The organism is Geodermatophilus sp. SYSU D00698, from assembly GCF_054050335.1.
On record NZ_JBJGZD010000026.1, the window covers coordinates 43,261 to 60,849 of the forward strand.

Below are 17,589 nucleotides of genomic sequence, written 5' to 3' on the forward strand. Positions count from 1 at the left end.
ATGTCCTCCGGAGGACTCCTTGCGCCGAACGCGCTTCTCCCTCGCCGCCGCCGTCGCGGTGGCGACCACGGCCGGTCTCGTGGCCGTCCCGAGCGCGGCCCAGGCCGCGCCCAAGCCGTCCATCCCGGTCCAGCTGATCGCGATGAACGACTTCCACGGGCGGATCACGCCGCAGAGCGGAGCCGACGGCTCGCTGGCCACCGCGCCCGGTCCTGATGGTGCCTACGGCACGACCGACGACGTCACGACCCCGGTCGGCGGCGCCGCGCACATCGCCGCCACCGTCGACGCGCTGCAGGCACAGTTCGCCGGGCAGAACGGCGGCTCGACCGACTCGTTCTTCGTCGGCGCCGGTGACCTGGTGAGCGCCTCGCCGTTCGAGTCGAGCGTCTACAAGGACGAGCCGACGATCGAGGCCCTCAACGCCATGGGCCTGGACGTCTCCTCCGTGGGCAACCACGAGTTCGACCGGGGCACCGAGGAGCTGCGCCGCATCTCCGGCGCCACCGACGGCACCTACAGCGACGACGTCACGGCGTGCGAGGGCGTCGTCGTCGGTGTCGACGGCTGCTTCGGGACCGGCGAGCACGCCTTCCACGGCACGGAGTTCCCGTACCTGGCCGCCAACGTCGTCTCCCGGGAGACCGGTGAGCCGATGCTGCCGCCGTACCAGGTGTTCGACGTCGCCGGCGGGCAGAAGGTGGCGCTCATCGGCGTCGTCACCGAGACGACGCCGACCATCGTCTCGCCGACCGGCATCACCGACGTCCAGTTCGTCGACGAGGCCGAGGCCGTCAACCGCTGGACGCACGAGCTGAAGAAGCTGGGCATCCGCTCGATCGGTGTCCTGGTCCACGAGGGCGGTGACGTCACCGACCCCAACGCGGCTCCCACGGCCAACGGCTGCACCGGCCTGACCGGCCCGATCGTCGACCTCAACACCCGCATGGACAAGCAGGTCGACTTCATCGTCAGCGCGCACAGCCACGAGACCTACAACTGCCTGCTGCCGGTGCGCGGCAGCGAGCCTCGGCTGGTCACCCAGGCCGGCTTCTACGGTCGTCTGGTCACCGACGTCCGTCTGACCATCAACCCGAACACCGGTGACGTCGACCGGCGCGCCACTTACGCCGCGACGAACGTCCCCGTCTCCCGGACCGCGGTCGACGCCGAGGTGAAGGCGATCGTCGACTACTGGAACGGTCGGTCGGCAGAGGCCCGCAACCGGGTCGTCGGCAGCGCGACGGCGACCATCGGCGCCGCCGGGTCGGCCAACCGGGCCACCGAGCAGCCGATCGTGAACCTGGTCGCCCAGGCCCAGCTCGAGGCGCTGAGCGACCCGGTCTTCGGCAGCCCGGTCATCGGCTTCACCAACCCCGGTGGGGTGCGCACCAACATCGCCGCCGGCGAGGTGACCTACGGCGAACTCTTCGACGTCCAGCCATTCGGCAACACGGTCAACGCCCTGACGCTGACCGGCGCCCAGATCGACGACGTCCTCGAGCAGCAGTTCCAGGCTCAGAACGCCGGGCCGCGCAACAGCCAGCTGATCCTGGGCACCTCGCAGGGCTTCGCCTACAGCTACGACCTGGACCTGCCCTACGGCGAGCGGGTGATCGACTCGTCGATCACGATCAACGGGACGCCGCTCGTGCCGACGCAGGAGTACCGCGTCGTGGCCAACTCGTTCCTCGTCGGCGGCGGTGACGGCTTCACCGCCTTCACCGGCGGCACGAACGTCGCCACCGGTCCGTTCGACGTCGACGCACTGGTCGCGTACTTCGCGACCCGCTCCCCGGTCAGCCCGCCGCCCGCGAACCACAGCACGGCCGTCTGACCGACCGCATCACCCCGGGCCCGGCCGGTCACGGCGGCGGCGGTACTACCGTCGCCGCCGTGGCCACCCCGACCGAGCCCGACCCGACCGGCACCGACCCGAGGCCGGCTCCCGCACCGTGGGGGCCGGCCTCCGGCGTCGGGTCGCTGCCCGGCACCGACCCGGCCGAGGCCCTGCGGGTCGTCCTGGGGGAGCTGCCCGGCCTGCCTCACCTGCCCGAGCTGCCCGCCCGCGGCGCGGGTGCGGACCTGCTCGGCCGCAGCGCCGCCCTCCTCGTCGACCTCGCCGTCGACCTGACCCCCGCCGGCTGGCGCCTCGTGCCGCGCCCCGGCCGGGACCTGCGCCGCGCCCAGGAGCTCCTCGCCCGCGACCTCGACGCCCTGCACGACGTCGCCGGTGGCCACCGGGGCCCGTTCAAGGTGCAGGCCGCGGGGCCGTGGACGCTGGCCGCCGGCCTCGAGCGGGAGCGCGGCGAGCGGGCCGTCGTCGACGCCGGCGCCCGCCGCGACCTCGGGCAGTCGCTGGCCGAGGGCATCGCCGCGCACGTCGCGGCCGTGACCGCGCGGGTGCCCGGCGCGCAGGTCGTCGTCCAGCTCGACGAGCCCTCGCTGCCGTCGGTCCTGCAGGGCGCGCTGCCGACGGCGAGCGGCTTCGGCCGGCTGCCGGCCGTCGCCGCGCCCGACGTCGAGGCGGAGCTCGCCGCGGTCGTGACCGCGCTGCCCGTCCCGGTGGTCGTGCACTGCTGCGCGAGCCGGGCGCCGCTGGACCTGCTGCGCGCCACGGGCGCGGCCGGGCTGTCGTTCGACCTCGGGCTGGTCCAGGACCTCGACGCCGTCGGCGCCGCCGTCGAGGCCGGCACCCACCTGCTGCCCGGCGTCGTCCCCGGGACCGACGCGCCGCTGCCGGCGCCGAAGGCCACCGCCTCGCGGCTGCGTGCGTGGTGGCGCGAACTCGGCTTCCCGGCCGAGACGCTGCACGAGGCGGTCACCCTCACCCCGGCCTGCGGCCTGGCCGGCGCGAGCCCCGCCCACGCGCGGGCGGCGATGGCCCACGTCCGCGAGGCCGCGCGGTACCTGCTGCCCGAGTGACCGACACCCGATCGGGCGGACCGGCGCCGGAGTCAGACCCGGCGGATACCGTGCCCGCGTGAGCACGGACGCCGAGCTGGACACCCCGCACGTCGCCGCGGTCGCCGAGCGGGAGGACCTCACCGAGGTCCCCGACGACGCGCGCACGCGCCACCGCGACCTGTCCGAGGAGCTCGACCGCTACGCCTTCGCGTACTACGTGCGCGACGAGCCGCTGGTCAGCGACGGTCAGTACGACGAGCTCATGGCCCAGCTCAAGGCCATCGAGGCCGACCACCCGGCGCTGGTCACGCCCGACTCGCCGAGCCAGAAGGTCAACGGCGGGTTCACCGCCACCTTCGCCCCGGTCCGGCACCTCGAGCGCATGCAGAGCCTGGACAACGTCTTCGACGCCGACGAGCTGTCGGCGTGGGCCGGGCGGGTCACCCGCGACGCCGGGGCGGGCGTGCGCTGGCTGTGCGAGCTCAAGGTCGACGGGGTCGCGGTCGCGCTGGTCTACGAGGACGGCCGGCTGGTCCGCGCGGCCACCCGCGGCGACGGGACGACGGGGGAGGACGTCACCCCCAACGTGCGCACGATGGGCGACGTCCCGCAGCAGCTGACCGGCGACGACGTGCCCGCGCTGCTCGAGGTGCGCGGCGAGATCTACTTCCCGACGGCGGCCTTCGCCGACGTCAACGCCGGCATGGTCGAGCAGGGCAAGCCGCCGTTCGCCAACCCGCGCAACGCCGCGGCGGGCTCGCTGCGGCAGAAGGACCCGCGGGTGACCGCCTCCCGGCCGCTGCGGCTGGTGGTGCACGGCCTCGGTGCGCGGCGCGGCTTCGAGCCGGAGCGGCAGTCGGAGGCCTACGAGCGGCTGCGCGCGCTCGGCCTGCCGGTGAGCGACCGGTTCGCGGTGGTCGACGACCTCGAGGCGGTGTGGGCCTACGTCGAGCGCTACCGCGAGCAGCGGCACTCGGTGGAGCACGAGATCGACGGCGTCGTGCTCAAGGTGGACCAGGTCGCGCTGCAGCGCCGGCTGGGCTCGACCTCCCGGGCGCCGCGCTGGGCGATCGCGTTCAAGTACCCGCCGGAGGAGGCCACCACCAAGCTCCTCGACATCCGGGTCAACGTCGGGCGCACCGGCCGCGTGACGCCGTTCGCCTACATGGAGCCGGTCAAGGTCGCCGGCTCCACCGTGCAGCTGGCCACGCTGCACAACGCCAGCGAGGTCAGGCGCAAGGGCGTGCTCATCGGCGACACGGTCGTCATCCGCAAGGCCGGCGACGTCATCCCCGAGGTCCTCGGGCCCGTCGTCGCCGCGCGCACCGGCGACGAGACCGAGTTCGTCATGCCGACGCACTGCCCCGAGTGCGGCACCGAGCTGCGGCACGAGAAGGAGGGCGACGCCGACATCCGCTGCCCGAACGCCCGGTCCTGCCCGGCGCAGCTGCGGGAGCGCGTCTTCCACGTGGCCGGCCGCGGCGCCTTCGACATCGAGGTGCTCGGCTACGAGGCCGCGATCGCGCTGCTGGCCGAGCACCTGCTCGAGGACGAGGGCGACGTCTTCGACCTCACCGAGGAGAAGCTCCGCGGCACCGACTTCTTCACCAAGAAGGACGGCACGCTCTCGGCCAACGGGCAGCGGCTGCTGGCCAACCTGCAGGCGCGCAAGGACGTGCTGCTGTGGCGGGTGCTCGTGGCCCTGTCGATCCGGCACGTGGGGCCGACCGCCGCCCAGGCGCTGGCCCGCGACTTCCGCTCGCTGGACCGGATCGCCGAGGCGTCGGAGGAGGAGCTCGCCGCCGCCGACGGCGTGGGCCCGACCATCGCCCGCTCGGTGCGCGACTGGTTCGCCGTCGACTGGCACCGCGAGGTCGTGGAGAAGTGGCGCCGGGCCGGCGTGAAGCTGGCCGACGCCGGCGAGGACGCCCCGCCCGGGCCGCTGACCGGCGTCACCGTCGTCGTCACGGGGTCGCTGCGCGACTACAGCCGCGACCAGGCGATCGCCGCGATCCAGGAGCGCGGCGGCAAGGTGACCGGGTCGGTGTCGAAGAAGACCGGCTTCGTGGTGGTCGGCGCCGACCCCGGCAGCAAGTACGACAAGGCCGTGCAGGTCAAGGCGCCGATCCTCGACGACGACGGCCTGCGCGTGCTGCTCGAGGAGGGGCCCGAGGCCGCCCGCGCGGTCGCGACGACCGGCGACGGGAGCCAGCCGGCGGGGGAGTGAGTCAGGCCGGCGGCAGGTGGGCGACGCTGGCCGCGATCCCGGTGAGGTGGGTCAGCCGCAGCAGCTCCGAGCGGCGGTAGGCGGGCCCGCCCGAGCGCCCCAGGACGACGGCGGTGCGCGGGTCGCCGAAGGGCGCGGCCATCATCTCGACGGCCATCTCCCGCCAGCGCTCGGGCAGCCAGTCGTCCTCGCTGGGCAGCAGCCGCGGCGAGGACAGCGGCAGCCACGGCAGCCGCATGCCCTCGAACGCCGGCGCCGCGTCGGAGGCGGCCAGCGCCTCGCAGCCGCCGTCGCCGTCGGCGTGCAGCACCGCCGCCCAGCCGCTGTGGAACACCCGCGGCAGTTCGGCGGCCAGCAGCTTGACCGCGAGGGCGGGCGGGGGTGACTCGGCCGCCCGGGCCAGCTCCTCGAGCAGGTCGAGCTCGCGGTGGGTGTCCAGCGGCCCGGCGAAGGGGCGCAGCGTCTCCACCTCCACGCCGGGCACCGACTGCACGGCGGTGATCAGGCTGTCCGGGAGCCGGCCGGGCGGGAGGTCGACCACGACGTCGTCGACGGCGACGCCGTTGCCGCGCTCCAGCACGTCCACCGAGACGATGTCGACGCCCGCGGTGCCCAGGGCGGTCGCCACCGCGCCGAGCAGACCGGGGCGGTCGGGCACGACCAGCCGCAGGAGATAGGACACGGGTGCCTCCGCAGGCGACGAGGTGAGCCGATCTCCGTCGATCGTGGGTCCGAGCAGCTTCCCGCATACGGAGCCCCGGGTCGAGCACCGCGCCCGGCCGGACCGGCGCCCCACCGGCCCCACGTACAGTGAACAGGTTGCGTCCCTGGCGCCGGCCGGCGCCGACGACAGGAGTCCTCCCCCAGCATGAGCCCCACCACGCCCGACCGCGGAGCGTCGCCCGCCCTCGGCCGCCAGGACATCGCGCACCTCGCGCGGCTGGCCCGGCTGGCCGTCACCGACGAGGAGCTCGACCGCTTCGCCGGCCAGCTGGGCGCGGTCCTCGACGCGGTGGCCCAGGTGCAGCGCGCCGACGTCGAGGACGTCGCCCCGATGACCCACGCCGTCCCGCTGACCAACGTGCTGCGCGACGACGTCGCCACCCCGTGCCTGCCGCGCGACGCCGTCCTGGCCGGCGCGCCCGCCGCCGAGGACGGCCGCTTCCGCGTGCCGCGCATCCTGGGGGAGGAGGAGTGAGCGACCTCACCGCCCTGCCGGTCACCGCGCTGCAGAGCGCGCTCGCCGCCGGCGAGACCTCCGCCGTCGAGGTCACCCGCGCCCACCTGGACCGCATCGCCGCCGAGGACGGCGACCTCGGCGCCTACCTGCACGTCGACGCCGAGGCCGCGCTGCAGCGGGCCGGCGAGATCGACGCCTCGGGCACCGCCGGCACGGGGCTGGCCGGCATCCCGGTCGCGCTCAAGGACGTCTTCGTCACCGAGGGCGTGCCCACCACCAGCGGCTCGCGGATCCTCGAGGGCTGGCGACCGCCGTACTCGGCCACCGTCGCCACCCGGCTGCACGAGGCCGGCACGGTGCTGCTCGGCAAGACCAACATGGACGAGTTCGCGATGGGCTCGTCCACCGAGAACTCCGCCTACAAGGTCACCCGCAACCCGTGGGACCGCGACCGCATCCCCGGCGGCTCGTCGGGCGGCTCCAGCGCCGCGGTCGCCGGCCGGCTCGCCCCGTTCGCGCTCGGCACCGACACCGGCGGCTCGATCCGCCAGCCCGCGGCGGTCACCGGCCTGGTCGGCCACAAGCCCACCTACGGCTCGGTGTCGCGCTACGGCCTGATCGCCTTCTCCTCCAGCCTCGACCAGGCCGGCCCGATGGCCCGCACGGTCGTGGACGCCGCCCTGCTGCACGAGGCGATCGGCGGTCACGACCCGCGCGACTCCACGAGCATCGACGCCCCCGTGCCCACCGTCGTCGAGGCCGCCCGCCGCGGCGCCGGCGGCGACCTGTCCGGCCTGCGGGTCGGCGTCGTCCGGGAGCTGGGCGGCGAGGGCGCGCGCGAGGGCTACGACGCCGGCGTGCTCGAGCGGTTCGCCGAGTCGGTCGCGCTGCTGGAGGCGGCCGGCGCCGAGGTGCACGAGGTCTCCTGCCCGTCGTTCGGGCTGGCGCTGCCGGCGTACTACCTGATCGCGCCGAGCGAGGCGTCGTCGAACCTGGCCCGCTTCGAGGGCATGCGGTTCGGCATCCGGGTCGGCGACGACGGCACCCGCGACATCGACGAGGTCATGGCGCTCACCCGCGAGCAGGGCTTCGGCGCCGAGGTCAAGCGCCGCATCATCCTCGGCACCTACGCGCTGTCGGCGGGCTACTACGACGCCTACTACGGCCAGGCGCAGAAGGTCCGCTCGCTCATCACCCGCGACTTCTCCGCCGCCTTCGACGGCGGCGTCGACGTGCTGGTCAGCCCGACCAGCCCGACGGTGGCCTGGCCGATCGGCGCCCGCGTCGACGACCCGCTGGCCATGTACGCCGCCGACCTGTGCACGCTGCCCGCGAGCCTGGCCGGCGTCCCGGCCATCTCGGTGCCGTGCGGGCTGTCGGAGGGGCTGCCGGTCGGCCTGCAGGTGATGGCGCCGGCGCTGGCCGACGACCGCTGCTACCGGGTGGCCGCCGCCGTCGAGGCGGCCCAGGGCGCGCCGCTCGCCGACCGGCTCGCGGAGCGTGCCGCGTGACCGGCCCGCTCAAGGCCGCCTGGGGCCTGGTGGCCTTCGTCGTCCTGGCCGGCCTGGTGCTCTGGCTGGTCACCGGCAGGGCCGTCTTCGCCGTCTTCATCGTCCTGGGCGTGCTGACCGGCCTCGGTGCCTGGGTCACCGGCCGAAGCACCACCCCGAAGGGAGGGCCCACCCCGTGACCGAGCCCCTCGTCGACCTCGACGACGTCCTCACCCGCTACGAGCCGGTCATCGGCCTGGAGACCCACGTCGAGCTGGGCACCGAGTCGAAGATGTTCTGCGGCTGCTCGACGACGTTCGGCGCCGAGCCCAACACCCAGACCTGCCCGGTCTGCCTCGGCTTGCCCGGGTCGCTGCCGGTGGCCAACGCCACCGCCGTCGAGTCGACCATCCGGATCGGCCTGGCGCTGGGCTGCCGGATCGCGTCCTGGTCGCGCTTCGCCCGGAAGAACTACTTCTACCCGGACATCCCGAAGGGCTTCCAGACCAGCCAGTACGACGAGCCGCTGTGCACCGCCGGGCACCTCGACGTCGAGGTGGACGGCGAGACCTACCGCGTGGAGATCGAGCGGGTGCACCTCGAGGAGGACACCGGCAAGAACCTGCACGTCGGCGGCGCCACCGGCCGCATCCACGGCGCCGACCACTCGCTGGTCGACTTCAACCGCGCCGGCATCCCGCTGGTGGAGATCGTCACCCGCCCCGTGGCCGGCGCCGGCGCCAAGGCCCCCGAGGTCGCCCGCGCCTACGTCACCGAGCTGCGCGAGATCATCCAGACCCTCGGCGCCTCGGACGTGCGGATGGAGCAGGGCAGCCTGCGCTGCGACGTCAACACCTCGCTCGCGCCGATCGGCAGCCTGGAGTGGGGCACCCGCACCGAGACCAAGAACGTCAACTCGCTGCGGTCGGTGGAGCGGGCGGTGCGCTACGAGATGCGCCGGCAGGCCGCCGTCCTCGACGCCGGCGGGCGGGTGCTGCAGGAGACCCGGCACTTCCACGAGGACACCGGCAGCACCTCGCCGGGCCGCAGCAAGGAGGAGGCGACCGACTACCGGTACTTCCCCGAGCCCGACCTCGTGCCGCTCGCGCCCGACGCCGAGTGGGTGGAGAAGCTGGCCGCCGGGCTGCCCGAGCTGCCCGCCGCCCGCCGCCGCCGGCTGCAGGAGGAGTGGGGCCTGTCGGCCACCGAGATGACCTGGCTGGTCAACGCCGGGGCGCTCGGGCTGGTCGAGCAGACCGTCGCCGCCGGCGCCACGCCGGCCGACGCCCGCAAGTGGTGGCTGGGCGAGCTCGCCCGCCGGGCCAACGACGCCGGCGTCGAGCTCGCCGACCTCGCCGTCACCCCGGCCCAGGTCGCCGAGCTGACGACGCTGGTCGCCGAGGGCACCGTCAACGACAAGCTGGCCCGTCAGGCGCTCGACGGCGTCCTGGCCGGCGAGGGCGACCCGCGCGCCGTCGTCGAGGCCCGGGGCCTGGCGGTGATGGGGGAGTCCGACGAGCTCGTCGCCGCCGTCGAGGCCGCGATCGCCGGCGCGCCCGACGTCGTGGAGAAGGTGCGCTCGGGCAAGGTCCAGGCGCTCGGCGCGCTGGTCGGGCAGGTCATGAAGGCCACCCGCGGCCAGGCCGACGCCCCGACCGTGCGCCGGATGCTCGAGGAGCGCGTCCTCGGCAGCTGACCTGCGGGCACTCCCGCGGATCCGCGCCGTGCGGGTCCGCGGGAGTGCACGGTCACACGGGGGAGGAGCCGGTCGACGACGGCGGCAGGATCCGCAGCACCTTGTCGTCGTCCTCGGCGGGGGCGCCGATGCCGTCCCGGTTGGACGTGGTCACCCACAACGCGCCCTCGCTGTCGAGGACGACGGTGCGCAGCCGGCCGTAGCGGCCGCTGATGAGCTCGGTCGGGTCCCCGCTGATCCCGCCGTCACCGTCGAGCTGGACGACGTGCACCCGCTGGCCGTCGAGCGCGCCGAGGAACACCGTGGTCCCCGCGGCGGCGCAGCCGCCCAGGCCGCCCTCGGCGTTGCCGACCTCGAACAGCGGCGCCATCGTCCCGGGGCCCGCGGCCGGCCAGCCGTGGTCGCTGCCCTCGACCAGCTCGTTGAGCTCGTCGGGCCCGGCGGAGGACTCGTCGACGGCGTAGAGCGTGCCCGCCTCGTCGCCGGACGGGCAGACCGCCGTGACGTCGGAGAAGCCGCGGCTGTACACCGGGCCCGAGGCGGTCGCGGGCTGGCCGAACACGTCGACGTGCAGCACCTTGCCGCCGAGCGAGGCCGGGTCCTGCGCCAGCGCCGGGTTGCCGGTGTCGCCGGTGCCGACGAACAGGGTGCCGTCGGGGGCGAACGCGAGCCCGCCGCCGTTGTGCACCTCGCCGCGGGGGATGCCGGTGAGCACCGGGTTGGGCGTGCCGCCGAGCGGGAAGCGGACGACGCGGTTGTCGGTGGCCGTCGACACGTAGGCGTAGAACAGCCCGTCCTCGTCGAACGTGGGGGACAGCGCCAGGCCGAGCAGCCCGCCGTCGCCGCCGGTGTCGACGCCGGGCAGGACCATGAGCTCCTGCGCGGGCGACCGGTCGGGGAACACGTGCAGCAGCCGGCCGGTCTCGCGCTCGCCCACGACCGCGCTGCCGTCGGGCAGCACGACCAGCCCGGTGGGCACCAGCAGGTCGGTGGCGACGACGTTCGGGTCGCCGGCGGTGGTGCCGGAGCCGGGGTCCGCGGGGTCGCCGGGCGAGGGCGCGGGGGAGGACTCGGTGGGCGGCCCGACCTCGGGCGGCGCCCCCTCGGGCAGCGGCCGGAACGGCCCGGCCGGCTCGTAGCCGTCCTCGCCACAGCCGGCGAGCACGAGCGCCAGGGCGACCGCGCAGCCCGCCGCGGCGCCGCGCCGTCCCCGCTGCCGCCTCACCCGCTCCACAGTACGGGCGCGACGCCACCGGCAGCCGCACGCCGGGCACCGCTCCGGCACGCGCGCAGCGCCCCGGAGCGGTGCCCGTCCCCGGTAGGTTGCCGTCCTCACCCGGGCGAGCAGCGGAGGCCGGCATGCGGATCGCGGGAGACGGCGGCGGGCGGCCGCGGGTGGTCACCGTCGGCGGCGGCTTCGCCGGACTCACCGCCCTGCGCAGGCTGCAGCGGCTGCTCCCCCCGGACGCCGCCGACCTGGTCCTGGTCACGCCGACGGACTACCTGCTCTACAGCCCGCTGCTGCCCGAGGTGGCCACCGGCGTGGTCGAGGCCCGGCACATCGCGGTCTCGCTGCGGCGGCTGCTGCCCCGGGTGCGCCTGGTCCTGGGCCGGGTCGAGGAGGTCGACCTGGCCGCGCGGTCGCTCACGCTGCGGCCGGCGCACGGGACCCCGACGGCGATGGCGTGGGACCGGCTCCTGCTCACCCCGGGCGCGGTGACCCGCCAGGTGCCCGTCCCCGGCGTCCCCGAGCACGGCCGGGCGCTCAAGACGCTGGTCGAGGCGGTGTTCCTCCGCGACCACCTGCTCGAGCAGCTCGACCTCGCCGACGCCCTGCCCGACACCCCGGCCGGCCGGGCCGAGCGCGCCGCGCGGCTCACCGTGGTCGCCGTCGGCGCGGGCTACACCGGCACCGAGGTGGTCGCCCAGACCCAGCGCTGGCTGCGCCGGATCGAGAGCCGGTGGGACCGCACCCGCGCCGCCGAGGTGCGGTGGGTGCTCGTCGACCTCGCGCCGGCGGTGCTGCCGGAGCTGGGCCCCGAGCTCGGCCGCCGCGCGCTGGACGTGCTCGCCCGCCGCGGCGTCGACGTCCGGCTGCGCACGTCGGTGGTCTCCGCCGACGAGGACGCCGTCGTCCTCACCGACGGCGAGGCGATCCCGACCCGCACGCTGGTGTGGGGCGCCGGGGTCGTCGCGCACCCGCTGGTCGGCCGGCTGGGGCTGCCGCTGCGCCGGGGCCGGCTCGCCGTCGACCCCGACCTCGCCGTCCCCGGGGCGCCCGGCGTGTGGGCCGCGGGCGACGCCGCCGCCGTCCCCGACCTCGCCGCCGGGGAGCAGGACGGCGAGCTGCCGGACACCCCGCCGACGGCGCAGCACGCCCAGCGGCAGGGCGCCGTCCTCGGCCGCAACGTCGCGGCCAGCCTCGGCGTCGGCCGGCCCCGCCGGTACCGGCACCGCGACCTCGGCCTGGTCGCCGACCTCGGCGGCTGGGACGCCGTGGCCCGGCCGCTGGGCGTGCCCCTGACCGGGCCGCTGGCCAAGGTCGTCACCCGCGGCTACCACCTCTACGCGATGCCGGCGATGGCCAACCGGGTGCGGGTCGCGGCCGACTGGCTGTTCCAGACGGTGCTGCCGCCGGAGTCCACCCAGCTGTCGGTGGTCCGGCCCGAGGACGCGCGCATCGCCACCGCCCAGGGCCTCGCCCCGCAGGCGGTTCCCGGCCCGGGGGTCGCCGCCGGCGCCTCCTAGGGTCGGGAGCCGTGGCTCCCGAGATCCGCGGGTCCGACGTCGTCGGCCCCGACGAGACCCTGACCGTGCTGGTGCCCACCCGGGAGATGGCCGCGGCGGTGGAGGCGCTGTCCCCGCGCGTGCGCGCCTTCCGCGCCGACCCCGCCGACGGCCCGCCGCCGGAGGAGGCCGCGCGGGCGCAGGTGTGGGTGCCGCCCAGCGGCGGCGCGAGCCCGGACGAGGCGTTCCTCGCCGCGCTCCCGCGGCTGCGGCTGGTCCAGCTGGTCAGCGCCGGCGCCGAGCGGTTCGTCGGCCGGCTGCCCGAGGGCGTCGTGCTGTGCAACGCCCGCGGCGCGCACACGCCGTCGACGGCCGAGTGGGTGCTGGCCGCGACGCTGGCCGCCCAGCGCGGCCTGCCCGACCTGGTCCGCGCGCAGGACGCCGGCCGGTGGAGCCCCGGCACGTTCTCCTCGCTGGTCGGCGCGCGGGTGCTCGTCGTCGGCGCGGGTGACATCGGCCGCCGGATCGGCGCGATGATGTCCGGCTTCGACGTCGAGCTGACCTACGTCGCCCGCACCGCCCGCGACGGCGTCCACGGCACCGACGAGCTGCCGCGGCTGCTGCCCCACGCCGACATCGTCGTCCTCGTCGTGCCGGTCACCCCGGAGACCACCGGCCTGGTCGACGCGGACTTCCTCGCCGCGATGGGGGACGGCGCGCTGCTGGTCAACGCCGCCCGCGGGGTCGTCGTCGACACCGACGCGCTGGTGGCCGAGCTGACCGCGGGCCGGCTGCGCGCCGCGCTCGACGTCACCGAGCCCGAGCCGCTGCCCGAGGGGCACCCGCTGTGGTCGGCGCCCGGACTGCTGCTCACCCCCCACGTGGGCGGGGCGGTGCCGCAGACCGCCGCCCGCGCGGAGGCCGCCGTGGTCGCGCAGCTGCGCCGCGTGCTGGCCGGGGAGTCCCTGGCCGACGTCGTCGGCGACTACTGACGCCGGATCACGGGAACGGGGTCCGGCCACGCGGGATCATGGGGACGTGGCAACCCTCGCGCGCATGCGGCTGAGCCGGGTCGCGCTGCTCCCCGTCGTCTTCCTCGCCGTCTGCGTGCTGCCCTTCGCCGCCGCCTCGCCGTGGGCCGCGCTCGTCCTGCTGCTCCCGCTGCTGGCGGCGGTCTGGGTGCTGCGGGTGGGCGTCGACGTCGACGAGGAGGCGATCACCACGCGCGGGCTGGTCGGGCAGCGCCGGGTGCCCTGGGACGACCTGGCCGGCATCCGCGTGGGCCGCAACGCCCGGCTGCGGCTGGTCACCACCGGCGGCGGGGAGGTGCCGCTGCCGGTCCTGCGGGCCCGCGACCTGCCGCGGCTGGCGGGGTGGTCCGGCGGCCGTTTCGACGTCCCTCAGCCCCCGGCGGCCTGACCCGCCAGCGCGCGCAGCCGCCCGGCGCTCTCGCTGCCCTCGGCCGCGGTGTAGACGACCAGCTGCAGCCCGGGGGCGTCGGCGGGCGTGAGCTGGTGGTGCTCCAGCAGGAGGCTGCCCACCTCGGGGTGCTCGAAGCGGCGCTCGGCGGAGCTGAACCGGTCGACGTCGTGGCTGGCCCACCCGGCGCGGAACTCCGGGCTGGCCGCCTCGAGCCGGGTGACGAGGTCGACGACCGCCGGGTCGGCCAGCCGCGGGCCCACCTCGGCGCGGAACTGGGTGAGGAACCGCCGGCTGTCCCCGGCCCAGTCCGCCAGCAGCGCCCGCACCGCCGGGTCGGTGAAGACCAGCTCCAGGAGGTTGCGCCGGTCCGCGGGGGCGGCCGCCACCCCGGGGTAGAAGCGCGCGTAGGCGCGGTTCCACCCGGCGATCCACCAGTCGGTGGTGATGGCGTAGGCGGGGGAGGGGCCCAGCGCGTCCAGCAGGCGCTGCACGTGGCCGGGCATCCCGCCGTCGGGGTCGCCGGGTGCGGCGCCGCCGTGGCCGGCCAGCCGCAGCACGTAGCCGTGCTCGGCCGGGGTCATGCGCAGTGTGCGGGCCAACGCGTCGACCACCTGCCGGGACGGGCGGATGTCGCGGCCCTGCTCCAGCCACGTGTACCAGGTGGAGCTCACCCCGGACAGCAGGGCGACCTCCTCGCGGCGCAGCCCCGGCGTGCGCCGCGGGCCGCCGGCGGGCAGGCCGGTGACGCGCGGGTCGACCTGGGAGCGGCGCGAGCGCAGGAACTCGCCGAGCTCCCGGCGGGCGGTGGCGGACACGGCGGCTCCCGGGTGGTGGTGTCGGTACCAGTATCGACGGCGTCTGGGAGCGCCCCGGCACCGCGCCTACGCTCGCGGGCGTGACGACCGTGGACGACCCCCGCACCACCGCCGACGTCAAGCCGCGCAGCCGCGAGGTGACCGACGGCATCACCAGGGCCCCGGCCCGGGCCATGCTGCGCGCCGTCGGCATGGGCGACGACGACTGGGACAAGCCGCAGATCGGCGTGGCCTCGTCGTGGAACGAGATCACCCCGTGCAACCTCTCGCTGGACCGGCTGGCCAAGCGGGCCAAGGAGGGCGTGCACGCCGCCGGCGGGTTCCCACTGGAGTTCGGCACCATCTCGGTCTCCGACGGCATCTCCATGGGCCACGAGGGCATGCGCGCCTCGCTGGTCAGCCGCGAGGTCATCGCCGACTCGGTGGAGACGGTCATGTTCGCCGAGCGGCTCGACGGCTCGGTGCTGCTCGCCGGCTGCGACAAGTCCCTGCCCGGCATGCTCATGGCCGCCGCCCGGCTGGACCTCGCCAGCGTCTTCCTCTACTCGGGCTCGACGCTGCCGGGGAAGCTCGGCGACCGCGACGACCTGACGATCATCGACGTCTTCGAGGCCGTCGGCGCCTGCGCCCGCGGGCTGATCACCCAGGACGAGCTGGCCGCCGTCGAGCGCGCCGCCTGCCCCGGCATGGGCTCCTGCGGCGGCATGTACACCGCCAACACCATGGCCAGCGTCGCCGAGGCGCTGGGCATGAGCCTGCCCGGCAGCGCCGCCCCGCCGGCGCCCGACAGCCGCCGCGACGCCTTCGCCGTCGCCTCCGGCGAGGCCGTGGTCAACCTGCTGCGGAAGGGCATCACCGCGCGGCAGATCATGACCAGGGAGGCGTTCGAGAACGCGATCACCGTGGTCATGGCGCTGGGCGGCTCCACCAACGCCGTCCTGCACCTCATGGCCATCGCGCACGAGGCGCAGGTCGAGCTCACCCTCGACGACTTCAACCGGATCGGCGACCGCACGCCGCACCTGGCCGACGTCAAGCCCTTCGGCCGGTACGTCATGACCGACGTCGACCGGATCGGCGGCGTCCCGGTGGTCCTGCGCGCGCTGCTCGACGCCGGACTGCTGCACGGCGACACGCTCACCGTGACCGGGAAGACCATGGCGGAGAACCTCGCCGAGATCGCCCCGCCGGACCCCGACGGCGCGATCATCCACGCGATGGCGCAGCCCATCCACAGGACCGGCGGCCTGACGATCCTGCGCGGCTCGCTGGCGCCCGAGGGCGCCGTGGTGAAGTCGGCCGGCTTCGACCGCGACGTCTTCGAGGGCACCGCCCGGGTCTTCGACGGCGAGCAGGGCGCGATGGACGCGGTCACCGAGGGCACGCTGCAGGCCGGCGACGTCGTCGTCATCCGGTACGAGGGGCCCAAAGGCGGGCCGGGCATGCGCGAGATGCTCGCCGTCACCGGCGCGATCAAGGGCGCGGGCCTGGGCAAGGACGTCCTGCTGCTCACCGACGGCCGGTTCTCCGGCGGCACCACCGGCCTGTGCATCGGCCACGTCGCGCCGGAGGCCACCGAGGGCGGCCCGATCGCGCTGGTCCGCGACGGCGACCCGGTCCGGCTGGACCTCACCACCCGCACCCTGGACCTGCTGGTCGACGACGACGAGCTGGCCCGCCGCCGCGCGGACTGGGCGCCGCTGCCCCCGCGCTACACCACCGGCGTCCTCGGCAAGTACGCCAAGCTGGTCGGCTCCGCGGCGAACGGCGCGATCTGCGGTTGACCGCGGGCACCCCGATGGGGTGAGGGCGCTCCCCGGGGCCTGTCCCCGGGGGGCGCCGCTGCCGACACCCCCGGTGTGGACAGGCGGATCAGGTGGCTGCTGGCGTGCGCCGTGCCGGCCGCGGCGGCGTGCGCCCTGGCGATCGCCGTGCCCGCGCTGGACCCGGTCTCCGACGCCGTCACCGGCCTGGCCGGGCTGCTCACCGCGCTCGCGCTGCTGGCGCTGAGCCGGACCGGCGACCCCTCCGCCCCGCCGTGGCGGGTGCTGGCCGCCGCGGCGCTGTTCCCCGTCCTCGGCCTGGTCCTGACCAGCACGGCCCGGCCGGACCCCGTGCTGTCCGCGGTGGTGCTGCGCTGGCTGCCCACGGTCCCCGGCTACGTCCTCGTGGTCGTGGCCCTGCTCGGCATGGTCGAGCGGTCCAGCCTGCGGCGCACCTGCCCGCGGACGACGCTCGAGCTCGCCCTCTTCGGCGTCGCCGCGCTCGCCGTCATGCAGTTCCTGCTGGTCGGCCCGGGCAACAGCTGGTCCGCGCTGTCCCTGGGCGCCCAGCTCGTCCTCGGCGCCGCGGTCGTGGCCGCGGCCGCCACCATGGCCGCCGGCCTCACCGTCCTCGGGGCGGTCGAGGCGCACCGCCGGCGCATGGCCGCGGTGCTGCTGGGCGGTCTGGTCCTGCTCTGCGCCGCGCGCGGCGCCGCCACCTCCGCGACGCTGCTCGGCGCGCACGACGTCGTCCCGGTCACCCGCGTGGCCGTCGTCGTCGGCCTGGCGGTGCTGGTCCTCGCCCGCCTGCTCGACCCGGGCACCGGCCCCGACGTCCCCCGCCGCGCGGCCGACGGCCGCACCGACCCGCTGCGGTCGGTGCTGCCGCACCTGGCGCTGGTGGCCGTGGTCGCGCTGGTCGTCGTGTCGCCGGCGCTGGGCACGCGGCCGACCGCGGTCACCCTCGCCGGGGCGCTGGCCTGCGTGGGCCTGGCCGCCGCGCACCGCTGGGTCACCGCCCACGAGGACCACCGGCGCGGCGCCCGGCTGCGCCGCGACGAGGCCTACTTCCGCAACCTGCTGCACTCCGGCCGCGACGCCGTCCTCGTCCTCGACGGCCGCTTGCGCGTCGGCTGGGTCTCGCCGGCGATGGCCGCGCTGGTCGGCGCCACGCCGGCAGAGCTCCTCGGCCGCGACGTGCTCTCGGGTGCCGCGAACCGGCCCGGGACCCTGGAGCCCGCGGACGCCGCCGCGCTGCGCCGGGTCCTCGGTGGGGGGGGGGGGGGGGGGGGGGGGGGGGGGGGGGGGGGGGGGGGGGGGGGGGGGGGGGGGGGGGGGGGGGGGGGGGGGGGGGGGGGGGGG

The 17,589-nt window shown here is 76.1% G+C and carries 14 protein-coding genes and 1 pseudogene; 12 read left to right on the plus strand and 3 right to left on the minus strand.

Features of this window, described 5'->3' with window-relative positions; all coding sequences use genetic code 11:
• Positions 1 to 19 precede the first annotated feature (19 nt).
• From ACI8AB_RS19610 to ligA, 3 genes are read left to right on the plus strand one after another with little or no spacing between them, the layout of a single operon-like run.
• Positions 20 to 1,837: a bifunctional metallophosphatase/5'-nucleotidase gene (locus tag ACI8AB_RS19610; protein ID WP_456951494.1), complete on the plus strand. Its 1,818-nt coding sequence runs from the start codon at positions 20 to 22 to the stop codon at positions 1,835 to 1,837.
• Between the two features lie 59 nt (positions 1,838 to 1,896).
• Positions 1,897 to 2,925, plus strand: a complete 1,029-nt coding sequence (locus ACI8AB_RS19615) for a methionine synthase (protein ID WP_456951495.1) — start codon at positions 1,897 to 1,899, stop codon at positions 2,923 to 2,925.
• Between the two features lie 58 nt (positions 2,926 to 2,983).
• A complete protein-coding gene (ligA, locus tag ACI8AB_RS19620) occupies positions 2,984 to 5,134 on the plus strand; it encodes an NAD-dependent DNA ligase LigA (RefSeq protein ID WP_456951496.1) in 2,151 nt (716 codons plus the stop codon).
• A 1-nt stretch (position 5,135) separates the two neighbouring features.
• Here the strand turns inward: ligA and ACI8AB_RS19625 are convergent, their stop codons facing one another.
• The gene (locus ACI8AB_RS19625) at positions 5,136 to 5,816 is read right to left on the minus strand and encodes an ACT domain-containing protein (RefSeq protein WP_456951497.1); all 681 of its coding nucleotides are present in this window, start codon (positions 5,814 to 5,816) and stop codon (positions 5,136 to 5,138) included.
• Positions 5,817 to 6,002: 186 nt separating this feature from the next.
• On the opposite strand from ACI8AB_RS19625, the gene gatC reads away from it, so the two are divergent.
• The 4 genes from gatC to gatB are packed head-to-tail and all read left to right on the plus strand — an operon-like array spanning position 6,003 to position 9,500.
• Positions 6,003 to 6,332 (plus strand): Asp-tRNA(Asn)/Glu-tRNA(Gln) amidotransferase subunit GatC, encoded by a 330-nt coding sequence (gene gatC / locus ACI8AB_RS19630; RefSeq protein WP_387992616.1) that lies wholly within the window; start codon positions 6,003 to 6,005, stop codon positions 6,330 to 6,332.
• The gene (gene gatA / locus ACI8AB_RS19635) at positions 6,329 to 7,825 is read left to right on the plus strand and encodes an Asp-tRNA(Asn)/Glu-tRNA(Gln) amidotransferase subunit GatA (RefSeq protein ID WP_456951498.1); all 1,497 of its coding nucleotides are present in this window, start codon (positions 6,329 to 6,331) and stop codon (positions 7,823 to 7,825) included. Before gatC ends, gatA begins: the two co-directional genes overlap by 4 nt.
• Positions 7,822 to 8,004 carry a hypothetical protein gene (locus tag ACI8AB_RS19640; protein WP_387992622.1) on the plus strand — a complete coding sequence of 61 codons (183 nt, stop codon included), beginning with the start codon at positions 7,822 to 7,824 and terminating at the stop codon, positions 8,002 to 8,004. The genes gatA and ACI8AB_RS19640 overlap by 4 nt, the downstream gene beginning before the upstream one ends.
• Entirely contained in the window at positions 8,001 to 9,500 is a 1,500-nt protein-coding gene (gatB, locus tag ACI8AB_RS19645) for an Asp-tRNA(Asn)/Glu-tRNA(Gln) amidotransferase subunit GatB (protein WP_456951499.1), read from the plus strand. Before ACI8AB_RS19640 ends, gatB begins: the two co-directional genes overlap by 4 nt.
• A 52-nt stretch (positions 9,501 to 9,552) precedes the next feature.
• Here gatB and ACI8AB_RS19650 read toward each other — a convergent pair whose 3' ends face one another.
• Complete coding sequence (locus ACI8AB_RS19650; protein ID WP_456951500.1) at positions 9,553 to 10,725, minus strand: PQQ-dependent sugar dehydrogenase; 1,173 nt, start codon at positions 10,723 to 10,725, stop codon at positions 9,553 to 9,555.
• A 134-nt stretch (positions 10,726 to 10,859) separates the two neighbouring features.
• Here ACI8AB_RS19650 and ACI8AB_RS19655 point away from each other — a divergent pair, with 134 nt between their 5' ends.
• Genes ACI8AB_RS19655 through ACI8AB_RS19665 form a run of 3 tightly spaced genes read left to right on the plus strand, consistent with a single transcriptional unit; the run spans position 10,860 to position 13,646 of the window.
• Positions 10,860 to 12,248 carry an NAD(P)/FAD-dependent oxidoreductase gene (locus ACI8AB_RS19655; RefSeq protein ID WP_456951501.1) on the plus strand — a complete coding sequence of 463 codons (1,389 nt, stop codon included), beginning with the start codon at positions 10,860 to 10,862 and terminating at the stop codon, positions 12,246 to 12,248.
• 11 nt (positions 12,249 to 12,259) lie between these two features.
• A complete protein-coding gene (locus tag ACI8AB_RS19660; RefSeq protein WP_456951502.1) occupies positions 12,260 to 13,219 on the plus strand; it encodes a 2-hydroxyacid dehydrogenase in 960 nt (319 codons plus the stop codon).
• Between the two features lie 46 nt (positions 13,220 to 13,265).
• Positions 13,266 to 13,646: a PH domain-containing protein gene (locus tag ACI8AB_RS19665; protein ID WP_387992637.1), complete on the plus strand. Its 381-nt coding sequence runs from the start codon at positions 13,266 to 13,268 to the stop codon at positions 13,644 to 13,646.
• On the opposite strand, the gene ACI8AB_RS19670 is transcribed toward ACI8AB_RS19665, so the two are convergent.
• Positions 13,628 to 14,464 (minus strand): helix-turn-helix transcriptional regulator, encoded by an 837-nt coding sequence (locus ACI8AB_RS19670; RefSeq protein WP_456951503.1) that lies wholly within the window; start codon positions 14,462 to 14,464, stop codon positions 13,628 to 13,630. The two genes, ACI8AB_RS19665 and ACI8AB_RS19670, sit on opposite strands and share 19 nt — an antisense overlap.
• 80 nt (positions 14,465 to 14,544) lie before the next feature.
• Between ACI8AB_RS19670 and ilvD the strand changes: the two genes are divergently transcribed.
• Both ilvD and ACI8AB_RS19680 read left to right on the plus strand, forming a co-directional pair.
• Positions 14,545 to 16,248 carry a dihydroxy-acid dehydratase gene (gene ilvD / locus ACI8AB_RS19675; protein ID WP_456951504.1) on the plus strand — a complete coding sequence of 568 codons (1,704 nt, stop codon included), beginning with the start codon at positions 14,545 to 14,547 and terminating at the stop codon, positions 16,246 to 16,248.
• Positions 16,249 to 16,323: 75 nt separating this feature from the next.
• Positions 16,324 to 17,589, plus strand: a pseudogene (locus ACI8AB_RS19680) (hypothetical protein); the annotation flags it as partial.